The sequence below is a fragment of the Pandoraea cepalis genome (genome assembly GCF_902459625.1).
GTDB lineage: Bacteria > Pseudomonadota > Gammaproteobacteria > Burkholderiales > Burkholderiaceae > Pandoraea > Pandoraea cepalis.
In genome coordinates this window covers 446,152-466,650 of record NZ_CABPRY010000001.1, presented here as the reverse complement: position 1 = coordinate 466,650, position 20,499 = coordinate 446,152, and the positions used below count along the sequence as shown (strand labels likewise).

Sequence of the window (20,499 nt, the reverse complement as noted above, 5' to 3'; positions counted from 1 at the left end):
CCACGTTAGAACAACCTTGAGGTCGGCATCACCGATGCCGGCCATGAATCGCACGAGGTCGTATCAAAATGCGGCAGGCCGCGAATTCGCGGCCTGCCGGGTGACCTTACGACTGACGTTGATACCACTGTCGGGAAGCGTTCACCACCTTCACGACCGCAAGCATGAGCGGCACTTCAATCAAAACCCCGACAACCGTTGCCAGGGCTGCGCCTGACTTGAGGCCAAAGAGGCTGATTGCAGTGGCCACAGCCAGCTCGAAGAAGTTCGAGGCCCCAATCAGGCACGACGGCGCAGCGACCTCATGGGCGACACCGAGCTTGCGGTTGGCCAGATAGGCAAGCGATGCGTTGATGATGACCTGAATCAGGATGGGCACCGCGAGAAGCACGATAACGCCCGGTTGCTCAATGATTTGCTCACCTTGGAAAGCAAACAGCAGCACCAGCGTGAGCAGCAGCGCTGCAATGGAGAATGGCCCAATCTTGGCAAGTGCGCGCTGAAAGCCAGGTTCCCCTCCGGCCAGCAGCATCTTGCGAATGAGCTGCGCGATGATGACCGGGATGACGATATACAGCGCCACGGAAGTAAGCAGCGTATCCCACGGCACGGCAATGTTCGAAATGCCCAGCAACAGTCCGACAATCGGCGCAAACGCGAAGACCATGATCAGGTCGTTCAGCGCTACCTGCGAGAGCGTGAAGTATGGGTCACCTTTCGTCAGTTGGCTCCAGACGAATACCATCGCCGTACACGGCGCGGCAGCCAGAAGAATCAGGCCGGCAACATAGCTATCCAATTGGTCGGCCGGCAGCATCGAGGCGAACGCGTGCCGCACGAATACCCACGCGAGGAACGCCATCGTGAACGGCTTCACCGCCCAGTTGATAACGAGCGTGACGCCGATCCCCCTGAGCTGGCTGCGAACCTTACCCAGCGAGGCGAAGTCGATTCGCAGGAGCATCGGGATAATCATCACCCAGATGAGGAGCCCCACCGGCAGATTGACGTGAGCGACCTCGAGCGCGGAAATCGACTGCACGGCGCCGGGCATCAGTTTGCCGAGCCCGATACCAGCGACGATGCACAGGGCAACCCACACGGACAGGTATCGCTCAAAGAACCCGATACCTCCCGCAGCTTTCTCCGACGGCGTATCGACGGTTTGACTGTCCGACATCCTTACTCCCCTTTCTCGCGCAACGACGTGCCGATGTTCTGCATCTCCTTCTGAACCGCCATACGGTCGAGCTTGTCGAGCGACACGTTTGTGAACAGTTCGATGCGCTTCTTGAGCTGCACGAAGGTCTTCAGGAAAGCCCGGCGCTTTTCCTCGTCGCTACCCTCGACCTGCGAAGGGTCGGGCACACCCCAGTGGGCCTTGGCCGGATGACCGGGCCAAATCGGGCAGACTTCACCTGCCGCGTCATCGCAAACGGTGAAAATGAAGTCGATGCGTGGTGCGCCGTCGACCGCAAACTCGTCCCAGCTCTTGCTCCGGAGCCCTTCAACGGAAATGTGCTGCGAGCGCAGCAACGCGATACCGTGCGGATTCGGAGCCTTCCCCGGATGGCTGCCCGCACTGTAGGCGACAAATCTGTCACCGGCCAGCGCGTTCAACGCGGCCTCCGCGAGAATCGAGCGCGCTGAGTTGTGCGTGCACAGGAAGAGGACGTTGTATTTGCGTTGTTCGGTCACGATAATTCTCCGCGGGTTGGGCCTGGCCGAATTAAATCTATATTTCCAATATAATCGAAATGTTGGCGTCCGACAACCGACTTGGGGACGGTAAGTCACCGGGCTGTTACCCCATTCACCGGGTCGGGCTATCGGAAGCAGCTCACGTGCCATAGCCATCGCGATAGGCTTAGAATGGTTGCTTAACCAATGCGACCCAGCATCATGAAGGAAAACGACGCAGTCAAAGCGCTTGCCGCCTTGGCGCAGCCTACTCGCCTTGCGGTTTTTCGCCTGCTCGTCACAGCCGCGCCGGACGGGCTCAGCGTTGGCGTGATTCAAGAGGCCCTCGGTCTCGCGAGCGCCACGTTGTCCTTCCACCTGAAGGAATTGGCCCACTCCGGCCTTATCACGTCGCGCCAGGAGGGGCGATTCATCTATTACGCACCGGCGATTGACCACATGAACAGGCTCATCGACTTCCTGACGGAAAATTGCTGCCAAGGTGCCGAGGCGTGTACGCCGAAGAAGACGGTCAAGTGCAAACCGAAGGCGGTCGCTGCCTGACCCTCCATGCACGAAGACAAGAAAATGGCCGCTTGATCAGGCGGCCATTTCGCATCTGCACGACGCTCAGCAGCAGCGGGACAAGATCGCGAAATTGACGCGCGGGTCTTCCAGCATCCACGTGGCATAGTCGCCTGTCAGCACGGTAGGGTCTGCGCCGAACAGGCCACTGTAAAATCGTACGCTTTCGTCGAGGCGCGGCACGACAACATGTACGTGAAACCGCTTCATTTACATCTCCGCCACGCTGGAAGCGCGGCCACATTTTTCGGCCGCGCAACAGTTCTCCAGCAAAAAATCGATGAGCGTCTGCATGTTTTCGTAGTTCGCCCGGTAGATGACGTTTCTCCCCTGCGAATGGCCTTCGATAAGGCCCGCGTGGGTCAATTCCTTCAGGTGAAATGACAAGCTCGGGGCCGGCGTACCGAGCGCATCGGCAATAGCCCCCGCGTTCATGCCCGCAGACCCGGCCGTCACGAGCAATCGGAACGCCGCGAGGCGCGACTCCTGAGCAAGCGCGGCGAGCGCGGTTACAGCACGCATCGAATCAATATTGGCCACCGCTTACTCCACCTCTTCATGTTGCGGTGTTGCGTTCATCCCCATCGCGAGCGACGCCAAGTCTGCGTTCACATCGAGCACCCGCCCCTTCTCGGCTCGTTCGCTATATCGGTCGACGAGGTAGTCCGCGCGCCCACGCAGCAACAGCGTGAACTTCACGAGCTCTTCCATCACATCCACAACGCGGTCGTAGTACGGCGACGGCTTCATACGGCCGGCGTCATCAAACTCATCGTAGGCCTTCGCGACCGACGACTGATTGGGGATGGTGAACATACGCATCCAACGGCCCAACTGGCGCAGTTGATTCACGGTATTGAACGACTGCGAGCCGCCACTGACCTGCATCACCGCAAGCGTGCGTCCTTGAGTCGGCCGGATCCCGCCCATCGACAAAGGCAACTGGTCAATCTGCGTCTTCAGGACGCCAGAAACCGTCCCGTGACGCTCGGGGCTGCACCAGACCTGGCCCTCAGACCAGATGGAGAGCTCGCGTAGCTCCTTGACCTTCGGATGGTCTTCAACGCCCGGTTCGTCCGGGTACGGCAACCCTCGCGGGTCAAAGATGCGCGTTTCAGCACCGAACCGTTGGAGCAAGCGGGCGGCCTCTTCCACGAGCAGCCTGGAGTACGAGCGCTGGCGCAGCGAGCCATACAAAAGGAGGATCCGCACCGGTGCGGCGCCTGGCATGCCAAGGCGTGCCGCGATGGACGTGTCGAGATATTCCGTCTTTGCAGCCGGAAAGGTTGTTCCGTTCGGGTCAGGGGGGGTCATTGAATCGGTCCGTTGAGCATCCTATTGTTCGATATTTATGGAAATATCAAATAATTGCAAGTAGAATCGCCGAAAGTCGCCGTTCCAGACCAAGCAATCCATGTGAAGCGAGGGGACACCCCGGTATGGAACCCAACGCGTCGAGTTCGCCGCTGAATCAGCCGCCCTCAAGCCCTTCCCCGTCAAACGCGGAGAGCGGATTGGCGGCGACATGGGCTGGACTCGCACAGATACAAACGCCGCACTTCCATTTGCGTGTCGCGCTCGCGGCCTGACGTTTCACCGGAGTCAATCGCGATGGACGAACGTGGCATCACAATCCGACGGGCGGGGGCAAGGGACCTTCCTCAGATACGAGCGCTCCTGGCAAAGTGCGACTTGCCATGGGAGGACATCACTGAGCCGACACGGATAGCCTTTCTCGTCGCGACAACAAGCGATGGGGAAGTCGTCGGAAGTGCCGGGTTAGAAGCCTACGGTCCCGTCGGACTATTGCGCTCGCTCGCCGTTACGTCGAGCGCCAGAGGTATGCAGATTGGGCGTGCGCTGGTCACTGCGGCGGAAGCGGAAGCCCGGCAGCAAGCCATGGAAGCCCTTTACTTGCTGACCACCACAGCGGGCCCGTTCTTTGCCCGTGCGGGATACGTGATTGTGGACCGAAGCGCCGCGCCGCAAGCGCTACAGGCGAGTTCGCAATTCGCCAGCATTTGCCCGGCATCCGCGACCTGCATGTCCAAGACATTGCGCGCGTAACGCCACAACGAGTCGCAACCGGGCACACGTCATTTTCGGCGCATTCGGAAACGCAGCCGGGATGTGTGAGGGGGGCGAGAGCACTCGCTCGGGAAGTTTCGCTTCAGCCTTATCCCATATGAACGTCCGGGATTTTTTCGTGGCCCAAAGCGAAACTTCTCCAAATGACTTAAGTGCAACTAATCGAAGTTGCCAAGCCATCCGTCAGCCCTTCCCGCCTCACTCCACCGTCACCGACTTGGCCAGATTCCGCGGCTTGTCGACATCGGTGCCGCGCGCACAGGCCGTGTGATACGCGAGCAATTGCAGCGGCACGACGTGCAGAATCGGCGACAGCTGGCCGTAGTGCTCCGGCATGCGAATCACGTGGATGCCGTCGGCGTTCGCGATCTGCGTGTCCGCGTCGGCGAATACATACAACTGGCCGCCACGCGCACGCACTTCCTGCATGTTCGACTTCAGCTTCTCGACCAGCGCATCACGCGGCGCGACCGTCACCACCGGCATCTCTTCCGTCACCAGCGCCAACGGACCATGCTTGAGTTCGCCGGCCGGATACGCCTCGGCGTGAATGTACGAGATTTCCTTGAGCTTGAGCGCGCCTTCCAGCGCGATCGGGTAATGCAGCCCGCGCCCGAGGAACAGTGCATTCTCGCGACGCGCAAAGTCCTCCGCCCACGCGATGATTTGCGGCTCCAACGCCAGCACGCTGTGCAGCGCTGCCGGCAAGTGACGCAACTGCGTCAGATAGTCGGCTTCCTGCGCCGCCGTCAATCGCCCGCGCAGCTTCGCAATCGTCAGCGTCAGCAAGAACAGTGCCGTCAACTGCGTGGTGAACGCCTTCGTCGACGCCACGCCGATCTCCGTCCCCGCGCGCGTGAGGTAGTGCAGCGCCGTCTGACGCACCATCGCACTCGTGCCCACGTTGCAGATCGCCAGCGTGTTCGTCATGCCCAGCGACTGCGCATGTTGGAGCGCCGCCATCGTGTCGGCCGTCTCGCCCGACTGCGAAATCGTTACCACCAGCGTCTTCGGATTCGGCACGCTGTCGCGATAGCGATACTCGCTCGCCACTTCCACTTGCGTCGGAATCTGCGCCAGCGACTCCAGCCAATACTTGGCCGTCAGGCCCGAGTAATAGCTCGTGCCACACGCCAGGATCAGGATCGAGTCGACGCTGCGGAGCACCGCTTCGGCCTTCTCGCCGAAGAGCGTGGGCGAAATGCCTTCCACGCCCTCCATCGTGTCGCCGATCGCACGCGGCTGCTCGAAGATTTCCTTCTGCATGTAGTGACGATACGGACCCAGCTCCACCGCACCCGTGTATGCCTGCACCGTGCGCACTTCGCGCTCGACGGCCACATCGTTACGGTCCACGATCTTCACGCCCTCAAGCGTGAGTTCGACGACATCACCCTCTTCCAGGTAGATGAACTGATCGGTCGTGCCGGCCAGCGCCAGCGCATCCGACGCGAGGAAGTTCTCGCCCTCACCCACGCCCACGACCAGCGGCGACCCCGCGCGCGCGCCCACCACGCGGTGCGGCTCCTGCTTGCGGAACACCGCGATGGCGTAGGCGCCGTGCAGACGGCGCGTCGCCAGACGCACCGCGTGATACAGATCGCCCGCGGCGCCGTTCGACAGCAGGTGATGCACCAGGTGCGCAATGACCTCGGTGTCGGTCTGCGACACGAACTCATAGCCCAGACCGCGCAGTTCGTCGCGCAGGCTCTCATGGTTCTCGATGATGCCGTTGTGCACCAGCGCCACGTCGTCGCGCGAGAAGATCGGATGCGCATTGTCCGTGATCGGCGCGCCATGCGTCGCCCAGCGGGTGTGGGCAATGCCCGTCTCGCCGCCCAGATGCGTCTGCGCCAGTTGCTCATCGAGATCCGCCACGCGCGATACGCTGCGCGCACGCTGCGGCACACCATCCTTCAATACCGCGACGCCGCACGAGTCGTAGCCACGGTACTCCAGACGGCGCAGCCCTTCGACCAACACCGGTACTACATTACGTCGCGCTACCGCGCCGACAATGCCGCACATATTCGTTTCCCTTCGTGCCAGAAACCCTGGCGCATTCGATCGGATTCAATCCGTTTTGACTCGCCGGCGCGCGCCTGTGCTTGCGACTGCTTCGCACGCCGGTCCATAACCGCCGATTTTACTGCTTCTGCTTGCGCGGACGGAGGTAACCCGTCTTCGCTTCCTGCGTCTTGCCGTTGAGCACCAACGAATCTTCCGGCGTGTCCTTCCACACCGTGGTGCCGGCGGCGATCGTCGTGCCGCGCCGCACCGTCACCGGCGCCACGAGCTGCGTGTCCGAGCCGATGAAGACGTCGTCCTCGATCACCGTGCGATGCTTGTTCGCGCCATCGTAATTGCAAGTGATGGTGCCCGCGCCGATATTGACCCGCGCGCCCACCGTCGAGTCGCCGACATACGCCAGATGGTTGGCCTTCGAGCCCTTCGCGAGCGACGCATTCTTCACTTCCACGAAGTTGCCGATGTGCACCTCGTCGGCCAGATCTGCGCCCGGTCGCAGACGTGCGTAGGGCCCCACGTGCGCGTCGGCGCCCACCACGGCGCCGTCCAGGTGACTGAACGCCTCGATGCGCGTGCCCGCGCCAATGGTGCAGTTGCGAATCACGCAGTTCGGACCGATGGTCGCGCCATCGCCAATTGTCACCTTGCCTTCGAACACACAATTCACATCGATCGAGACGTCGGTGCCGCACGCGATCTCGCCGCGCAGGTCGAAACGCGCCGGATCGATCAGGGTCACGCCCGCCGCCAGCAGCGCGCCCGCCGCATTGCGCTGGTAGTCGCGCTCAAGCTCGGCGAGCTGCGCCTTGTCGTTCACGCCGTTGGGCTCCCACGCGAAGGCCGGTTGCGTGGTGACGACCGGCACGCCGTCCGCGACCGCACACGCGATCACGTCGGTGAGGTAGTACTCGCCCTGCGCGTTCTGGTTCTTCAGACCCGCCAGCCACCCTTTGAGCGCGCGCGTCGGCGCCACGATGATGCCGGTGTTGATTTCGCGAATGGCCAGTTCGGCCTCGTTCGCATCTTTCTGTTCGACGATGCGCAGCACGTTGCCCGCCGCGTCGCGCACAATCCGGCCATACCCCGTCGGGTTGTCCAGATCGACGGTGAGCACGCCCAGCTTCTCGCTGCCCGCAGCGTCGAGCAGCGCCTGCAACGTCTCGGGGCGCGTGAGCGGCACGTCGCCGTAGAGCACCAGCGTCGGCACCGATTCGTCGAGCAGCGACACCGCTTGTTGCACGGCGTGTCCGGTGCCCAACTGCTGTGCCTGCTCGGCGAAATGCACGCCGTCGCCGGCCACTGCGTCGCGCACGGCCTCACCCCCGTGTCCGATCACCACGATGAGCTGCCCCGGCGTGAGCTTGCGTGCGGTCGCGATCACATGCGACAGAAGCGGCCGGCCGGCCAGCGGCTGCAACACCTTGGGCAGCTTCGAGCGCATGCGCTTTCCCATGCCGGCAGCGAGAATCACAATATTCATGGTGTCGTGACGATTCGAAAGTGGAAGTTCGTGTGTCAGGGTCAGGCGAGCGCGCCGGTTTGTCCGGCAGGCCGCCTCGGGTGTCGATGCCGCGAATGAAGCCGCTCGCGATCAGTCGTCGAATTGCGTAATCCGGATGATGCCCGCGTCGTTCTCGTCGCCGCACGGCGCTTCGTCGAACGCAATATCGCCGAGCGGATCGGGCTGCCCCGTCGCGCGCAGACTCTTGAAGTCGTGAAGGTTCGTATCCATCAAATGCGACGGCACCACGTTCGACAGCGCACTGAAAATCGATTTGATGCGCCCGGGATGCTGCTTCTCCCACAGGCGAATCAGCGACTTCATCTCGGCACGCTTCAGGTTCGGCTGGCTGCCGCACAGCGTGCACGGAATGATCGGGAACTGCTTGTACTCGGCGTAGCGTTCGAGATCCGATTCGCGCACGTAGGCGAGCGGGCGGATCACCACGTTCTTGCCGTCGTCCGACTGCAGCTTCGGCGGCATGCCCTTGAGCTTGCCACCGTAGAACAGATTCAGGAAGACGGTCTCGATGATGTCGTCGCGGTGGTGGCCCAGTGCCACCTTGGTCGCGCCGAGTTCGCCCGCCACGCGGTAGAGAATGCCGCGACGCAGGCGCGAGCACAGCGAGCACGTCGTCTTGCCCTCGGGCACCACGCGCTTGACGATCGAGTATGTGTCCTGATTCTCGATGTGGAAATCCACGCCGATGGAACGGAAGTAGTCGGGCAGCACATGTTCCGGGAAACCGGGCTGCTTCTGGTCGAGGTTGACGGCAACGATCGAGAAGTCGATCGGTGCACGCTCGCGAAGCTTGAGCAGGATGTCGAGCATGGCATAGCTGTCCTTGCCGCCTGACATGCACACCATCACACGATCGCCCTGCTCGATCATGTTGTAGTCGCCAATGGCCTGTCCCGTCAGACGGAACAGCCGCTTCTCGAGCTTGTTGTTCTCGAACGCGAGCTTCTGCGCTTTCTTCACGCTATCGGGGGCGACGTTTCCGGTCGCGACCAGCGGCGCGCCGGTCTCGGGCATGACGGCACTCATGTCAAACATCCTTCATCTTGAACACTTCGATGCCGACCGAGTGGCAATCGGGATAGACGTCGGGCTTCTCGGTCGACACGCCCACGGCGCGCACACGCGGATGCGCGAGCAGCGCGCTCGCGACGTCGTCGCACAGGGTTTCCTGCAGGTGGATGTGGCCCAGCCCTACGCGCTTGGCAATGGTCTCGCGCATGAAGTCGTAATCGACCACTTCGTCGAGCTTGTCCGCCAAGGGCGTGCTCTCGGCGAGCGGCACGAACAGTTGCACATTGATCAGCACGCGCTGCTCGCCACGCTTCTCGTAATCGTGCACGCCGATGTTGATGAACACTTCGTAGTCGCGCAGGAACATGCGACGGCAGTCCATCAGGCGAGGGTGGGAAAGAGCGCTATGCATTTTGAAAACTCTTAATGACAATCAACGAGACCGGTCGGCATCGGCCGGCTCGGTCAGAAATTTCACGTCCCGCGACGAACTCGCGAGATGTTGCCCACCATCGACATACAACACGGTGCCGGTCACCGCAGGCGCGTCGGCCAGATACGCCACCGCCTGCGCGATGTCCTCCGGCGTCGACGATGCGCCCAACGGCGTGGCCGCATGTGCCGCCGCAAAGCCCGTCGGGGTCTGGTCGACCGACAGCAGCGTCACGCCCGGCGCCACGCCGACCACGCGCAAGCGGGGCGCGAACGCCTGGGCAAGCAACGTCGTGGCCACCGCCAGCGCGGCCTTGGACAGCGTGTACGACAGGTAATCAGGGTTCGGATTCGCCAGCTTCTGATCCAGCAGATTGACGACGACGCCTCGCCCCGACTCGCCCAATGCGGCATGCATCTCGCGCGCGAGCACGAGCGGTGCGCCCGCATTCACGCGCATGTGGCGCTCCAGCGCCTGATAGCCGAAATCGCCCGCGCTATCGTACTCGAAGCGCGAGGCATTGTTGACGAGGCAAGCGGGCACGCCCAGCGCCTCGGCACACCGGCCGATGAGCCCGGCCGTGGCGGCTTCATCCGCCAGCGATGCCTGCAACGCGACCGCCCGGCGCCCCAGCGCCTCGATGGCCGCGACGGTCTCGAGCGCCTCGTCGTGCGAACGCTCGTAGTGAACCGCGACGTCCCACCCCGCACCGGCGAGCCGCAGCGCGATCGCGCGGCCGATCCGACGCGCGCCACCCGTCACGAGCGCGACACGTGGCACCGGCGGCACAGCCGGCGTGCAGGCGGCATCACCTGCGGCGGACGTAGGGCGTGGCGTCGATGCAACGGTCATGCGGCGAATTCCTGTCAGAGGGCGGTTGGGTCGATGCACTTCGGACGGCGATGGGCTTGGATCCATGCTCGGCGCCGTCGCTCGCGACGCCCTCGCGCGGCATCCATGCAGCGGACATGCACCGCGAACACTGGCGAAAACCGCGAAAAAACGACTGAAAATTGACGAAAACTGTCAAAAATCACCCAGAAATCGTCCGCAGACACGTCAATGCCAACCAAAGCAGCCGGCCGACGGTGTCTCCGCTACAATGCCCGCATGAATCAGGCCGCACCGAAACCCCATAGTTTACCCGTTCCCGAGCCGGACGCGCTCGAACACTCGCGCCGCCTCACGGCCTATCTTGCCGACGCCATCGACGCGGCCGGCGGCTGGCTGCCGTTCGATCGCTTCATGGAACTGGCCCTTTACGCGCCCGGCCTCGGCTACTACGCCGCCGGTGCCGCGAAATTCGGGCGCCTGGCCGCCGACGGAAGCGACTTCGTCACGGCGCCGGAGCTCACGCCGTTTTTCGCGCGCACGCTGGCCCGTCAGATCGGTGAGATCTTCGAACAGACGGGCGACGCGCAGGTGCTCGAATTCGGCGCTGGGTCCGGGCGTCTGGCGGCCGACTTGCTGCTCGCGCTCGACGCCGAAGGCACGCCCTGCGAGCGCTACTCGATCATGGAACTCTCCGGCGAGCTGCGAGCGCGCCAGCGCGAAACCATTGCCCGCACCGCGCCGCATCTGCTCGATCGTGTCACGTGGCTCGACCGGTTGCCCGACGCCTTTCACGGCGTGATGCTCGGCAACGAAGTGCTCGACGCCATGCCGGTGCGCCTGTGGACACGCCGCCCGGACGACACTGGGCAGCCCGTCTGGTTCGAACGTGGCGTAGTGCGTACGCAAGACGGTTTCGCCTGGGACGCCCATCGCCATACCGGCCCATTGCCGCAGGCCCTCGACGCGCTGGCCGATCTGCCGCCGACGCAGGAATATCGGACGGAGACCCACGAAGCCGCCTCGGCATTCGTGCGCAGCGTGGCGCCCCTGCTCGCGCGCGGCGTCTTGCTGCTCGTCGACTACGGCTTTCCCGCGCGCGAGTACTATCATCCGCAGCGCGCAGACGGCACCTTGATGTGCCACTACCGCCACCACGCGCACGACGATCCGTTCTATTACCCCGGCTTGCAGGACATCACGGCTCACGTGGAGTTTTCAGGGATTGCCGATGCCGGCGTCGAAGCCGGTCTCGATCTGCTGGGCTTCACCTCGCAAGCCCGATTCCTGATGAACGCCGGCATCATCGAGCTGATGAGCGCACTCGATCCGTCCGATCCGAAGGTGTTCCTGCCGGCCGCCGCCGCCGCGCAGAAGCTGCTCTCGGAAGCCGAGATGGGCGAACTCTTCAAGGTCATCGCGTTCGGTCGCGGCATGGACGAGTGGGCGGGCCTGCTCGGCTTCGCCACCGGCGACCGTAGCCACGCCCTCTGACCCCCCTTCACCGCGAGGCCACACCGATATGTTTCGCTGGATGTTCACGATTTTCATCGCGATCTGCATCCTCTCGGCGGCCTCGCCGTGGCTCACCAAGCTCGGCATCGGCCGGTTGCCCGGAGATCTGCGCCTTCGCTGGCGCGGCCGCGAAATGGTGTTCCCGTTCGCCTCGACCGTCGTGCTCTCGCTCGTCTTCAATCTGCTGATTCGCCTGCTGTAGTCACTGGCGAGCGACGCAACACCTGTTGCAACATCCGCCAACCCCGCACGCGCCTCTCGGTTTCCCCCGGCGCCGCCAGCCCCCCCGCTCCGCGCGTCCACCCGCAGCCCCGATCCGCCGCCGATCGTCGGCCCGACGCATGTCTGCGCGCGTCGCCGTCATCGCGGTGCGCCGGATGGCAACCATCGCTAGGGTTAACTACGATTTGATCATTTGTTGCAAAAAAATTACCATGCAACAAATAATTCAATCACGAATCAAAGTGAGGCCATTTCAGGAGCAGGACATGATCAAGATGCGATTGACCGGGATGATGCTGGGCGTAGCAATGGGGTTCGCGACGGGCGCGGCGTGGGCGCAGCCCGCCTCGGAGACGCTGCAGAAGATCGAGAGCAGCGGTGTGATCTCGATTGGGCATCGCGAGTCGTCGATTCCGTTTTCGTACTACGACAACAATCACAACGTCATCGGTTACTCGCAGGACCTGTGCAACAAGGTCGTCGATGCGGTGAAGACGCGCCTGAAGAAACCTGACCTGCAAGTGCGCTTCATCCCCGTTACCTCGCAAAACCGCATTGCCCTCGTGCAGAACGGCACCGTCGATATCGAGTGCGGCGTGACGACGAACCTGAAGGCGCGTCAGGCGCAGGTCGATTTCTCGAACACCTTCTTCGTCGCGGGCACGCGGTTGCTCGTGAACAAGCACTCGGGCATCAAGGACTTCCCGGATCTGGCGGGCAAGCCGGTCGTGACCAATGCGGGCACGACGTCGGAGCGCATCCTGAACAGGATGAACAACGAGAAGAAGATGAACATGAGCGTGATCTCGGGCAAGGACTATGGGGAATCCTTCACCATGCTCCAGGGCGGTCGCGTGCAGGCGTTCATGATGGACGATGTGCTGCTCGCCGGTGCGCGCACGATGGGCCGCAACCCCGACGACTGGGTCGTCACGGGCACGCCGCAATCGTTCGAAGCCTACGGTTTCATGATGAGACACGGCGACGCCGAGTTCAAGAAGCTCGTCGACGACACGCTCGCCGGCGTGATGAAGAGCGGCGAGATCAACACGATGTACAAGAAGTGGTTCGAATCGCCGGTGCCGCCGAAGCAGATCAACTTCAACTTCGCGATGAGCGAACAACTCAAGCAGATCTACGCGAATCCGAACGACAAGGCGTTCGAGTAAGCGACCCTCGTTTGTCGCGGGCATGCGCAGACGCGAACGTCTCGCATGCCCCGGGCGACTCAGCGCCCCTCGCCCCCCAGCCCCGCCGCCTCGACGGCATCGATTCTTGCGGCTTGCACGGCGTCGCGAATCTTCACAGGGTTGTCGGCATACAGTCGCGCCACCGCGCCCGCATCGATGCTGCGCGCCGCGCCCAGCGCCGCCATCAACCGATCGCGTTGCGGATAGGGTGCCGTGGCGAAATCCCCGCCGCGTCCACGCGCATCGGCTTCGCAAGCCTGAAGTATCTCCACGAACCGGTCGGGCTTGCGCAGGGCGTCGCACCGCTCCAGCAGACGCACGAGCGCCGCCGCGCCAAACTTCGGACTCGCGTGGATGTTGCCGTGCTCACGTGCCACGACCTGCGCCAGCTCACGGCAATCGACCGGCACGCGCAAACGCGCGCACAAGGGCTTGAGCAAGTCGACACTTCGTCCCTCGTGCCCGATGTGACGCGGCAATACGTCTTCAGGCGTCGTGCCTTTGCCGAGATCGTGCGTGAGGGCGGCGAAGCGTACCGGCAGCGAATAGCCCTGCGTCGCGGCGTAGTCGAGCACCATCATCACGTGTACGCCGGTGTCCACTTCGGGATGGAAGTCGGCGCGCTGCGGCACCCCCCATAACCGGGCCACCTCGGGCAGGATGCGATCGATGGCGTCACATGCGCGCAAGACATCGAACATGCGCGACGGCCGATGCTCCATCAGCCCGCGTGAAATTTCCTGCCAGACGCGCTCGGCCACCAGCGCATCGACCTCGCCGTTGGCCGTCATCTCGCGCATGAGCGTGAGCGTCTCGTCGGCCACCGAAAAGTCCGTGAAGCGCGCGGCAAAACGGGCGCACCGAAGAATCCGCACGGGATCTTCGGCGAAAGCCTCGCCGACGTGGCGAAACAGCCTCGCCTCCAGATCGCGTCGGCCGCCATAGGGATCGACCAGTTGATCCGACAGACTGCCGTCGGGCATGACCTCGCGTGCCATCGCATTGATGGTGAAATCGCGTCGCACAAGGTCTTCTTCAAGGGTGACTTCGGGGGCGAAGTAGAACGAAAATCCGTGATAGCCGCGCGCCGTCTTGCGCTCGGTGCGGGCGAGCGCGTACTCGGCCTGCGTCTTGGGATGCAAAAACACCGGGAAGTCGCGGCCCACCGGTTTGAAGCCTTGCCGCACCATCTCCTCGGGCGTCGCGCCCACCACCACGTAGTCCCGATCCTTGACGGGCAAACCCAGCATGGCGTCGCGAATCGCGCCGCCAACCGCGTAAATCTTCATGGACGCGCTTCGTAGTAAGCCACACGCTGCGTCTCGCCGCGTCCCGCAGCCACCCACGCCTGCACGGCCGCCACTTCGCGAATGCGATTGGCATACGCCTGTGCGCGCGCCGACAACGCGGGCTCGAACGTTGCGAAACGCATCACCACCGGGGCGTAGAACGCATCGGCAATGGTGAAGTCGCCAAACAGGAACGGGCCATCGTGGCGCGCGAGGCAATCCTCCCAGATCGCTTCGATACGACGGACATCGGCAAGCACCTCATCCGTCGCGGATGCCCCCGGCCAATGCACGCCGACGTTCATCCACATATGCGTGCGCAGGGCGGTGAATCCGCTGTGCATCTCGGCACAAACGCTGCGCGCATGGGCTCGCGCTTCACGCGACTTCGGCCATAGCGGCAGATGCGGATAGCTCTCCGCCAGGTACTCGCAGATGGCCAACGAGTCCCAGACGGTCATGCCGTTATCGATCAGGCACGGGACTTTACCGGTGGGCGAATAGCGCAGAATCTGTTCACGTGAGTCGGGCTGCGCGAGCCAGACGTTGCATTCTTCGAAGGCGATGCCGAAGTGCTTGAGCACGACCCACGGACGCATCGACCACGACGAGTATCTCTTGTTGGCAATGATCAGTTGCATGAAGACGTTCCTTGCGCGCATGACGCATCGGGGAGTGACGCGCCGGATTGAAAAGAGTGAGGTGTCAGCGCCCCGCGTAACGCCGGTAGTCCGACAGACGACGCTCCTCGTTATCGCCGTCGAGATAATCGACGGCAATCTCGAGCCCATTCGGCGTAAGCCCGAGTTCGGGCGCCAGAGGGCCGCTCATGACGTTATCGACACGCATCGAATCGAGGTTGTCGCGCGTGATGATCGGCTCGCCCGGCAGCCTCTCGAAGAAAGCGGCCTGCAGGCGCGCGGCGCCCTCCGGCAATGGCAGGATCGGCCGCTCGCAGCCGCACGCGGCGCCCGCAAAGCGAACGAGTGCTTCGAGCGTGTATACCTCCGGGCCGCCCAGTTCGTACGTCTTGCCAAGCGTGGCGTCGTTGTCGATCGCACTCGCGAAGGCCTGCGCCACATCCATCACGTAAATGGGCTGAAAGCGCGCCGTGGCGCACGCGAGCGGCACAACGGGCAAACGCCGCTGCAGCGCCGCGAAGGTATTCAGAAAGTGGTCGCCCGGACCGAACACCACCGACGGACGAAAGATCGTGACGGGAATCCCCGTCGCTCGAATCGCAACTTCGCCGTCGCCCTTCGAGCGCTGGTACATGCTCGGGCCATTCGAATCGGCGCCCAGAGCGCTCATGTGGATGAGCCGCGCGATGCCCCGGTCGCTGCACGCTTGCGCGATCTTGCGCGGCAGCTCGACGTGTGCGCGCGCGAACGCGCGGCCATAGGGCGTGCCTCGGTCGCTGTGCAGAATGCCCACGAGATTGATGACCGCGTCGCTGCCCGCGATCACGCGCTCCAGCGCGCGCGGATCGTGCACGTCGCATTCGACGAGTTCCACACCCGGCAGCACGCCGAGCGCCTTGGCGGCGTCGACACGCCGCGTTGGCAGGCGCACGGCGTATCCCATCGACACCAGCCGGGCAACCAGATGGCTGCCGACAAAGCCGGTGCCACCCACGACACAAACGTTATGGCGCATGCGTCACCTCCGCGACATGACGGTGGGTTCGCGGCTCCGACCGCTGCCGGGTCACTGGGGCAGAATGATGCCGAGCCGCTCCTTGAGCGATTGCGGACGACCCGTGATCAGGGCCGAGTAGTACGTGGTGTTCGACAACACGTTCTCGACATAGGTGCGCGTCTCGTTGAACGGAATCGTCTCGGCGAAGATGGCCCCCTCGACCGGACGATCCAGCGTGGAGCGCCACGTGCGCGGACGTCCCGGGCCGGCGTTGTAACCGGCCGACGCCAGCACCGCCGAGCCGTCGAACTTGTTGTAGATATCCGCCAGATAGCTCGTGCCCAGACGGATATTCGTGTCGATGTCGTGCATCATGCCCGGCTGGTAATCCATGCCGATCTGCCGCGCGACCATCTTCGCGGTGGCCGGCATGATCTGCATCAGACCGCCTGCCCCGACCGACGAGCGGGCATTGATGATGAAGCGCGACTCCTGCCGGATCAGCCCGTAGGCCCACGCTTCGTCAAGATCGACGGCCGCGGCCAGCGGCTCCACCTTGTCGCGGAACGGCATCAGGTAGCGCAGCGCGAAGTCGTGTTCGACCTTCGTGCGATCGGCCGTGTTGACCGTGCGGTCGAACAGTTCGATCTGGTTAGCGTACTGCGCGGCGGCGAGCAACTGGCGGTCGGTCATGTTGCGCAGTTCCCAATTCCACTCGCGATTGCCTTCGAAACGCAAACCGAGATCGTAGAACTTCGCGGCGCGCCGGAAGCCGGCGTTCGCCCGGTTCGCATCGACCTCGGCCTGGGTGACGGTCGTGCGCGGTGGCAGCGACGTCTTGTTGCCCAGTTCCTCGTTCGCCAGTTGACCGTAGAAGTTGGGCTGCATGGCGATCTTCTGGAATTGCGCACGCGCCGCATCGCCCTTCCCGGCTTCGCGCAGTGCACGCCCGTACCAGTAAGTCCAGACACCGTCGTCGCGCAACGCCGCCGGCATCGCTTCAATACCGGTGCGCACGAGATTCCAGTCGCCCGCGCGCAGCGCCGCACGAATCTTCCACTCCTGCGCCGTCGCCGAGAGCTTGGCGTTTCCGGCCTGACGGTACCAGGTGATGGCCATCGGATTCTGCGACAACGCCCCGCGCATGCCGATGCTGCCCCAGCCGATGGCGCGCTCGTCCGGCGACAGACTGTCCGCGACGCTGGAGAAACTGCTCGCCGCCAGCATGGCGTCGCTGCGGGCCATGCGCACGACGGCGAGCAGCGTGAGCTGGCGCGACGCTTCCGAGCCGTCCACCCCACGGGCGAGGATCTGCGCCGGGCGCGTGGCGGCCAGGTCGAGCAGGCTGTCGTCCGGGCGCGCGGCGCCCAACGCATCGGCGATCTGCTTGCCGAGCGAGGTGTAGTTTTCCTCGTAGGCCAGACGGATCTGGTGCCAGACCTCCTTGCGCGGCAACTGGCCGCTCGCGGCCAGCGTATTGATCATGTCGACGCAACCCTCGCCGTAGTATTTCGGCGTGGTCAGCAATTCGGTGGCGGCCTGCGTGACATTTTCGCCACGCGCGGCACGCGACATCAGCGCGTAGCATTTGACCTGCGTGTCGTCGTCGAGCACGAACTTCGGATATTCGGCATCGAACGTCTGCCAGTCGTGGCGCTTGCCCAGCACCAGCAGCCAGTCGTTGCGCAGACGGTCAGCGATCGCCTGACCGTCATACGTGCGCAAGAAGGCGCGGATATCATCGTCGGGCGCATCGATGAGCGCCTTGCCCGAGCGGTCGAACATGCGCGGCTTGATCTGGAAGTACTGGACGTACGACGGCACGTCGTAGCCGGAGAGCATCGCCGCGAGCGCCGTGGCGCGCGGCGCGTCGTTGGCGCGGGCCGCTTCGCGCAGTTGCACGAAGATGTCGTCGGGCGAGCGCTGCGAAAGCTGATCGGCAGATGCCGTTGCACGGCTTGCCGCCGAATGCGCCTTGGAACGACCGGTTGCCTGGGTCGTGCTGCAGGCAACGAGCGTGGCAGCGGTCAGGGCCAGCGCAACGGCGCGATATACTCGGGTCAAACGATCTGACATCTTCGGGGGAGCGTCGGGTAAAAAGTGAATCCAAGCATAGCACGGGACCCCGCCCAACCGGCGGCCCAAACGTCCGGAAATGGGACCGAATCGGTCGCCGGAAAGGCACGTTTGCGCAAGGCCTTGCTCGACACGCGCACCACGCTCGCCGGACGCGCCGGTCGCGACGCCGCACTCGCCGCCCGGCTGGCCGACGAGCTGACGCGTCGCGCGCCGCGCTGTGTCGGCTTCTACTGGCCGATCCAGGGCGAATTCGACGCCCGCGAAGTGATCTCGGCATGGCTCGCGCAGTCGTCGCGCAAGGGGTTACGCCTGGCCGCATTGCCGGTCGTGACCGCCCCGGCCGCGCCGCTCGTCTTTCACCGCTGGACCCCCGATGCCCGCATGACGGAAGGCCGCTACCGCATTCCCGTGCCGCTCGAGGCCGACGTGCTCGTGCCCGACCTGCTGTTGATTCCCTGCGTCGGCTTTACGCGCGACGGCCTGCGACTCGGCTACGGCGGGGGGTTCTACGACCGCACCCTGCATTCAATGTCCCCGGCACCACAAACGGTCGGCATTGCTTACGACGCACTCGAAATCGACGGTCTCACGGCCGAAGCCCACGATCTGGCGCTCGACGTCATCGTGACCGAATCGACCACCTTCACGCGCGCCGACGACAACCGTCGCGAATCCAGGCCCCCCTCGCCATGACAACGCTCAAGATCCTGCCGCTCGGCGACAGCGCGCTCGTGTGCGAAGCGGGCACCTCGCCCACGCTCGCGTCCCAACGCCGCGTCTGGCACACGGCGGCCCTCGCGAAGGATTGGCCTCACGTGCGCGACGTCGTGCCCGGCATGAACAACCTCACGCTGGTGTTCGACCCGTTGGCCACCGATATCGACGTGCTGAGCGAGCGCCTGCGTGACGCCTGGCAGACGCAGCCCGTCGCCGGGGAAGTCGGACGCGACATCGAGATCCCCGTGCACTACGGCGGCAAGCACGGCCCAGACCTTGCCGACGTGGCAAAGCACGCACGTCTGCAACCGAAGACGGTCGTGCAACGTCATACCGCACCGGAATACATCGTCTACTTCCTCGGTTTTCAGCCGGGCTTCGCCTATCTGGGCGGGCTCGACGAGTCGATTGCCACGCCACGCCGGGCCGAGCCTCGCCTGTCGGTACCGGCGGGGTCGGTCGGCATCGGCGGCAACCAGACCGGCATCTATCCGCTCGCCTCCCCCGGCGGCTGGCAAATCATCGGTCACACGTCCAGCGCGCTGTTCGACCCCACCGCGACACCGCCCGCCTTGCTGGCGCCGGGCGACCGTGTGCGCTTCACCATCGCGAGTCTCGACCTGTGATCGATATCCTGCGTGCCGGCCTGCTCACCACGGTCCAGGATCTGGGCCGCTCCCGTCTGCGTGAATTCGGCATTGCCAGCGGCGGTGCCGTCGATGCGCTGGCCTGCGCCGTCGCCAACCGTCTTGCGGGCAACGACCCCAACGCCGCCACGCTGGAAATCACGATGGGGGCGTGCGTGTTGCGCTTTGCGAGCGCGACCCTCGTGGCGCTGGCCGGTGCCGATTGCCATGCCGATCTCGACGGCGTCCCCGTGTGGTCGTGGTGGCGCTTCCCCGTCGCGCGCGGTCAGACATTGACGTTGCGCCCGGCACGCTTCGGCATGCGCACGTATCTGGCCGTGGCGGGCGGCGTCGATGTCCCCGAGACACTCGGCTCGCGCAGCACCGATCTGGCGGCCGGCTTCGGCGGCTTCGAGGGCCGTGCCCTGCGCGACGGCGACCGCATCGCCATCGGGCAACCCAGCGCCGCCGCGCGCAAGGCCGCGCCGTTGGGGGTACGTCCGCCGGTGTGGTTGTCCGATCCGCTGGCGCACCGCGTGCGGGTGCTGCCCGGTCCGGAATACGACGACTTCATGGCCGCCTCGCACAAGGGCTTCTGGGAGAGTCCCTGGCATGTCACGCCCAACAGCAACCGCATGGGCTACCGGCTGTCGGGCCCGGAGCCGCTCGCGCGCAAGAAAAATCGCAACCACGATCTGCTCTCGCACGGTGTGGTGCCGGGGGTGATTCAGGTGCCACCGTCGGGGCAGCCGATCATTCTGATGGCCGACGCCCAGACCACCGGCGGCTACCCGAAGATCGGCGTCGTGATCGGCGCCGATCTGTGGCGGCTCGGACAGGCGCGGCTCGGCAGCACATTGTATTTTTCGGAATGCAGCGGCGCCGAGGCGCGCGAAGCGCTGCACGAACAGCGACGCTATCTGGCCCAGATCGAGCGCGCGCTCGCGTGGCACGATCACGGCATTCTGACGACGTCGCGGCGGCCGGCCATCTCGCGCAAGGCCTGACGCCACGCCCGCGCATCGTCGTCCCCCGCAGGAGAATC

At 64.1% G+C, this 20,499-nt stretch carries 21 protein-coding genes and 1 pseudogene; 8 read left to right on the top strand and 14 right to left on the bottom strand.

The genetic code is table 11. The annotated features are described in order from the left end of the window. Positions 1 to 106 precede the first annotated feature (106 nt). The gene (arsB, locus tag PCE31107_RS02060; protein WP_150606174.1) at positions 107 to 1,180 is read right to left on the bottom strand and encodes an ACR3 family arsenite efflux transporter; all 1,074 of its coding nucleotides are present in this window, start codon (positions 1,178 to 1,180) and stop codon (positions 107 to 109) included. Between the two features lie 2 nt (positions 1,181 to 1,182). Continuing rightward, complete coding sequence (locus PCE31107_RS02055; RefSeq protein ID WP_130024621.1) at positions 1,183 to 1,698, bottom strand: arsenate reductase ArsC; 516 nt, start codon at positions 1,696 to 1,698, stop codon at positions 1,183 to 1,185. 204 nt (positions 1,699 to 1,902) lie between these two features. Here PCE31107_RS02055 and PCE31107_RS02050 point away from each other — a divergent pair, with 204 nt between their 5' ends. Further along, positions 1,903 to 2,244 (top strand): ArsR/SmtB family transcription factor, encoded by a 342-nt coding sequence (locus PCE31107_RS02050; RefSeq protein WP_130024620.1) that lies wholly within the window; start codon positions 1,903 to 1,905, stop codon positions 2,242 to 2,244. 75 nt (positions 2,245 to 2,319) lie between these two features. On the opposite strand, the pseudogene PCE31107_RS02045 reads toward PCE31107_RS02050, so the two are convergent. The 3 genes and pseudogenes from PCE31107_RS02045 to arsH form a co-directional block, all read right to left on the bottom strand. After that, positions 2,320 to 2,475 (bottom strand): annotated as a pseudogene (locus tag PCE31107_RS02045) (VOC family protein); the annotation flags it as partial. Further along, positions 2,476 to 2,796: an ArsR/SmtB family transcription factor gene (locus PCE31107_RS02040; protein ID WP_150606858.1), complete on the bottom strand. Its 321-nt coding sequence runs from the start codon at positions 2,794 to 2,796 to the stop codon at positions 2,476 to 2,478. Between the two features lie 12 nt (positions 2,797 to 2,808). Further along, positions 2,809 to 3,579 carry an arsenical resistance protein ArsH gene (gene arsH, locus PCE31107_RS02035; RefSeq protein WP_150606172.1) on the bottom strand — a complete coding sequence of 257 codons (771 nt, stop codon included), beginning with the start codon at positions 3,577 to 3,579 and terminating at the stop codon, positions 2,809 to 2,811. Positions 3,580 to 3,876: 297 nt separating this feature from the next. On the opposite strand from arsH, the gene arsN2 reads away from it, so the two are divergent. Beyond that, positions 3,877 to 4,332: an arsenic resistance N-acetyltransferase ArsN2 gene (arsN2, locus tag PCE31107_RS02030; RefSeq protein WP_150606170.1), complete on the top strand. Its 456-nt coding sequence runs from the start codon at positions 3,877 to 3,879 to the stop codon at positions 4,330 to 4,332. A 219-nt stretch (positions 4,333 to 4,551) separates the two neighbouring features. On the opposite strand, the gene glmS is transcribed toward arsN2, so the two are convergent. From glmS to PCE31107_RS02005, 5 genes are all read right to left on the bottom strand, one after another. Then, a complete protein-coding gene (glmS, locus tag PCE31107_RS02025; protein ID WP_150606168.1) occupies positions 4,552 to 6,381 on the bottom strand; it encodes a glutamine--fructose-6-phosphate transaminase (isomerizing) in 1,830 nt (609 codons plus the stop codon). Between the two features lie 118 nt (positions 6,382 to 6,499). Further along, positions 6,500 to 7,861 carry a bifunctional UDP-N-acetylglucosamine diphosphorylase/glucosamine-1-phosphate N-acetyltransferase GlmU gene (glmU, locus tag PCE31107_RS02020; protein WP_150606166.1) on the bottom strand — a complete coding sequence of 454 codons (1,362 nt, stop codon included), beginning with the start codon at positions 7,859 to 7,861 and terminating at the stop codon, positions 6,500 to 6,502. A gap of 111 nt (positions 7,862 to 7,972) precedes the next feature. Then, complete coding sequence (gene ttcA, locus PCE31107_RS02015; RefSeq protein WP_150606856.1) at positions 7,973 to 8,917, bottom strand: tRNA 2-thiocytidine(32) synthetase TtcA; 945 nt, start codon at positions 8,915 to 8,917, stop codon at positions 7,973 to 7,975. 13 nt (positions 8,918 to 8,930) lie between these two features. Beyond that, positions 8,931 to 9,326, bottom strand: a complete 396-nt coding sequence (locus PCE31107_RS02010; RefSeq protein ID WP_150551021.1) for a dihydroneopterin aldolase — start codon at positions 9,324 to 9,326, stop codon at positions 8,931 to 8,933. Positions 9,327 to 9,347: 21 nt separating this feature from the next. Next, positions 9,348 to 10,199 (bottom strand): SDR family oxidoreductase, encoded by an 852-nt coding sequence (locus tag PCE31107_RS02005; protein ID WP_246181684.1) that lies wholly within the window; start codon positions 10,197 to 10,199, stop codon positions 9,348 to 9,350. Between the two features lie 258 nt (positions 10,200 to 10,457). Here PCE31107_RS02005 and PCE31107_RS02000 point away from each other — a divergent pair, with 258 nt between their 5' ends. The 3 genes from PCE31107_RS02000 (at position 10,458) to PCE31107_RS01990 (ending at position 13,084) form a co-directional block, all read left to right on the top strand. Then, on the top strand, positions 10,458 to 11,672 hold the full coding sequence (locus PCE31107_RS02000) for a class I SAM-dependent methyltransferase (RefSeq protein WP_150606164.1): 1,215 nt from the start codon (positions 10,458 to 10,460) through the stop codon (positions 11,670 to 11,672). A 28-nt stretch (positions 11,673 to 11,700) separates the two neighbouring features. After that, positions 11,701 to 11,895 carry a DUF2905 domain-containing protein gene (locus PCE31107_RS01995; RefSeq protein WP_017235747.1) on the top strand — a complete coding sequence of 65 codons (195 nt, stop codon included), beginning with the start codon at positions 11,701 to 11,703 and terminating at the stop codon, positions 11,893 to 11,895. A gap of 295 nt (positions 11,896 to 12,190) precedes the next feature. Next, positions 12,191 to 13,084, top strand: a complete 894-nt coding sequence (locus tag PCE31107_RS01990; protein ID WP_174966541.1) for a glutamate/aspartate ABC transporter substrate-binding protein — start codon at positions 12,191 to 12,193, stop codon at positions 13,082 to 13,084. Between the two features lie 59 nt (positions 13,085 to 13,143). Here PCE31107_RS01990 and PCE31107_RS01985 read toward each other — a convergent pair whose 3' ends face one another. The 4 genes from PCE31107_RS01985 to PCE31107_RS01970 form a co-directional block, all read right to left on the bottom strand. Next, the gene (locus PCE31107_RS01985; RefSeq protein WP_150606160.1) at positions 13,144 to 14,394 is read right to left on the bottom strand and encodes a multifunctional CCA addition/repair protein; all 1,251 of its coding nucleotides are present in this window, start codon (positions 14,392 to 14,394) and stop codon (positions 13,144 to 13,146) included. After that, complete coding sequence (locus PCE31107_RS01980; protein WP_150606158.1) at positions 14,391 to 15,035, bottom strand: glutathione S-transferase family protein; 645 nt, start codon at positions 15,033 to 15,035, stop codon at positions 14,391 to 14,393. The genes PCE31107_RS01985 and PCE31107_RS01980 overlap by 4 nt, the downstream gene beginning before the upstream one ends. A 64-nt stretch (positions 15,036 to 15,099) precedes the next feature. Continuing rightward, positions 15,100 to 16,050 (bottom strand): complex I NDUFA9 subunit family protein, encoded by a 951-nt coding sequence (locus PCE31107_RS01975; protein WP_150606156.1) that lies wholly within the window; start codon positions 16,048 to 16,050, stop codon positions 15,100 to 15,102. 51 nt (positions 16,051 to 16,101) lie between these two features. Further along, a complete protein-coding gene (locus tag PCE31107_RS01970) occupies positions 16,102 to 18,108 on the bottom strand; it encodes a lytic transglycosylase domain-containing protein (protein WP_150606154.1) in 2,007 nt (668 codons plus the stop codon). Between the two features lie 111 nt (positions 18,109 to 18,219). On the opposite strand from PCE31107_RS01970, the gene PCE31107_RS01965 reads away from it, so the two are divergent. Genes PCE31107_RS01965 through PCE31107_RS01955 form a run of 3 tightly spaced genes read left to right on the top strand, consistent with a single transcriptional unit; the run spans position 18,220 to position 20,461 of the window. Further along, on the top strand, positions 18,220 to 18,804 hold the full coding sequence (locus PCE31107_RS01965) for a 5-formyltetrahydrofolate cyclo-ligase (RefSeq protein ID WP_150606152.1): 585 nt from the start codon (positions 18,220 to 18,222) through the stop codon (positions 18,802 to 18,804). Continuing rightward, the gene (pxpB, locus tag PCE31107_RS01960; RefSeq protein WP_130024608.1) at positions 18,801 to 19,454 is read left to right on the top strand and encodes a 5-oxoprolinase subunit PxpB; all 654 of its coding nucleotides are present in this window, start codon (positions 18,801 to 18,803) and stop codon (positions 19,452 to 19,454) included. Before PCE31107_RS01965 ends, pxpB begins: the two co-directional genes overlap by 4 nt. After that, positions 19,451 to 20,461 carry a 5-oxoprolinase subunit C family protein gene (locus PCE31107_RS01955; RefSeq protein WP_150606150.1) on the top strand — a complete coding sequence of 337 codons (1,011 nt, stop codon included), beginning with the start codon at positions 19,451 to 19,453 and terminating at the stop codon, positions 20,459 to 20,461. The genes pxpB and PCE31107_RS01955 overlap by 4 nt, the downstream gene beginning before the upstream one ends. Positions 20,462 to 20,499: the final 38 nt, after the last annotated feature.

Coding starts and splice junctions, on each gene's coding strand:
- PCE31107_RS02000 (WP_150606164.1), top strand. CDS start 10,458: ATGAATCAGGCCGCACCGAAACCCCATAGTTTACCCGTTCCCGAGCCG.
- PCE31107_RS01975 (WP_150606156.1), bottom strand. CDS start 16,050: ATGCGCCATAACGTTTGTGTCGTGGGTGGCACCGGCTTTGTCGGCAGC.
- ttcA (WP_150606856.1), bottom strand. CDS start 8,917: ATGCCCGAGACCGGCGCGCCGCTGGTCGCGACCGGAAACGTCGCCCCC.
- PCE31107_RS02050 (WP_130024620.1), top strand. CDS start 1,903: ATGAAGGAAAACGACGCAGTCAAAGCGCTTGCCGCCTTGGCGCAGCCT.
- PCE31107_RS01970 (WP_150606154.1), bottom strand. CDS start 18,108: ATGTCAGATCGTTTGACCCGAGTATATCGCGCCGTTGCGCTGGCCCTG.
- PCE31107_RS01995 (WP_017235747.1), top strand. CDS start 11,701: ATGTTTCGCTGGATGTTCACGATTTTCATCGCGATCTGCATCCTCTCG.
- glmU (WP_150606166.1), bottom strand. CDS start 7,861: ATGAATATTGTGATTCTCGCTGCCGGCATGGGAAAGCGCATGCGCTCG.
- PCE31107_RS01985 (WP_150606160.1), bottom strand. CDS start 14,394: ATGAAGATTTACGCGGTTGGCGGCGCGATTCGCGACGCCATGCTGGGT.
- arsN2 (WP_150606170.1), top strand. CDS start 3,877: ATGGACGAACGTGGCATCACAATCCGACGGGCGGGGGCAAGGGACCTT.
- pxpB (WP_130024608.1), top strand. CDS start 18,801: ATGACAACGCTCAAGATCCTGCCGCTCGGCGACAGCGCGCTCGTGTGC.
- PCE31107_RS01990 (WP_174966541.1), top strand. CDS start 12,191: ATGCGATTGACCGGGATGATGCTGGGCGTAGCAATGGGGTTCGCGACG.
- PCE31107_RS02005 (WP_246181684.1), bottom strand. CDS start 10,199: ATGACCGTTGCATCGACGCCACGCCCTACGTCCGCCGCAGGTGATGCC.
- PCE31107_RS02010 (WP_150551021.1), bottom strand. CDS start 9,326: ATGCATAGCGCTCTTTCCCACCCTCGCCTGATGGACTGCCGTCGCATG.
- PCE31107_RS01980 (WP_150606158.1), bottom strand. CDS start 15,035: ATGCAACTGATCATTGCCAACAAGAGATACTCGTCGTGGTCGATGCGT.
- arsB (WP_150606174.1), bottom strand. CDS start 1,180: ATGTCGGACAGTCAAACCGTCGATACGCCGTCGGAGAAAGCTGCGGGA.
- arsH (WP_150606172.1), bottom strand. CDS start 3,579: ATGACCCCCCCTGACCCGAACGGAACAACCTTTCCGGCTGCAAAGACG.
- glmS (WP_150606168.1), bottom strand. CDS start 6,381: ATGTGCGGCATTGTCGGCGCGGTAGCGCGACGTAATGTAGTACCGGTG.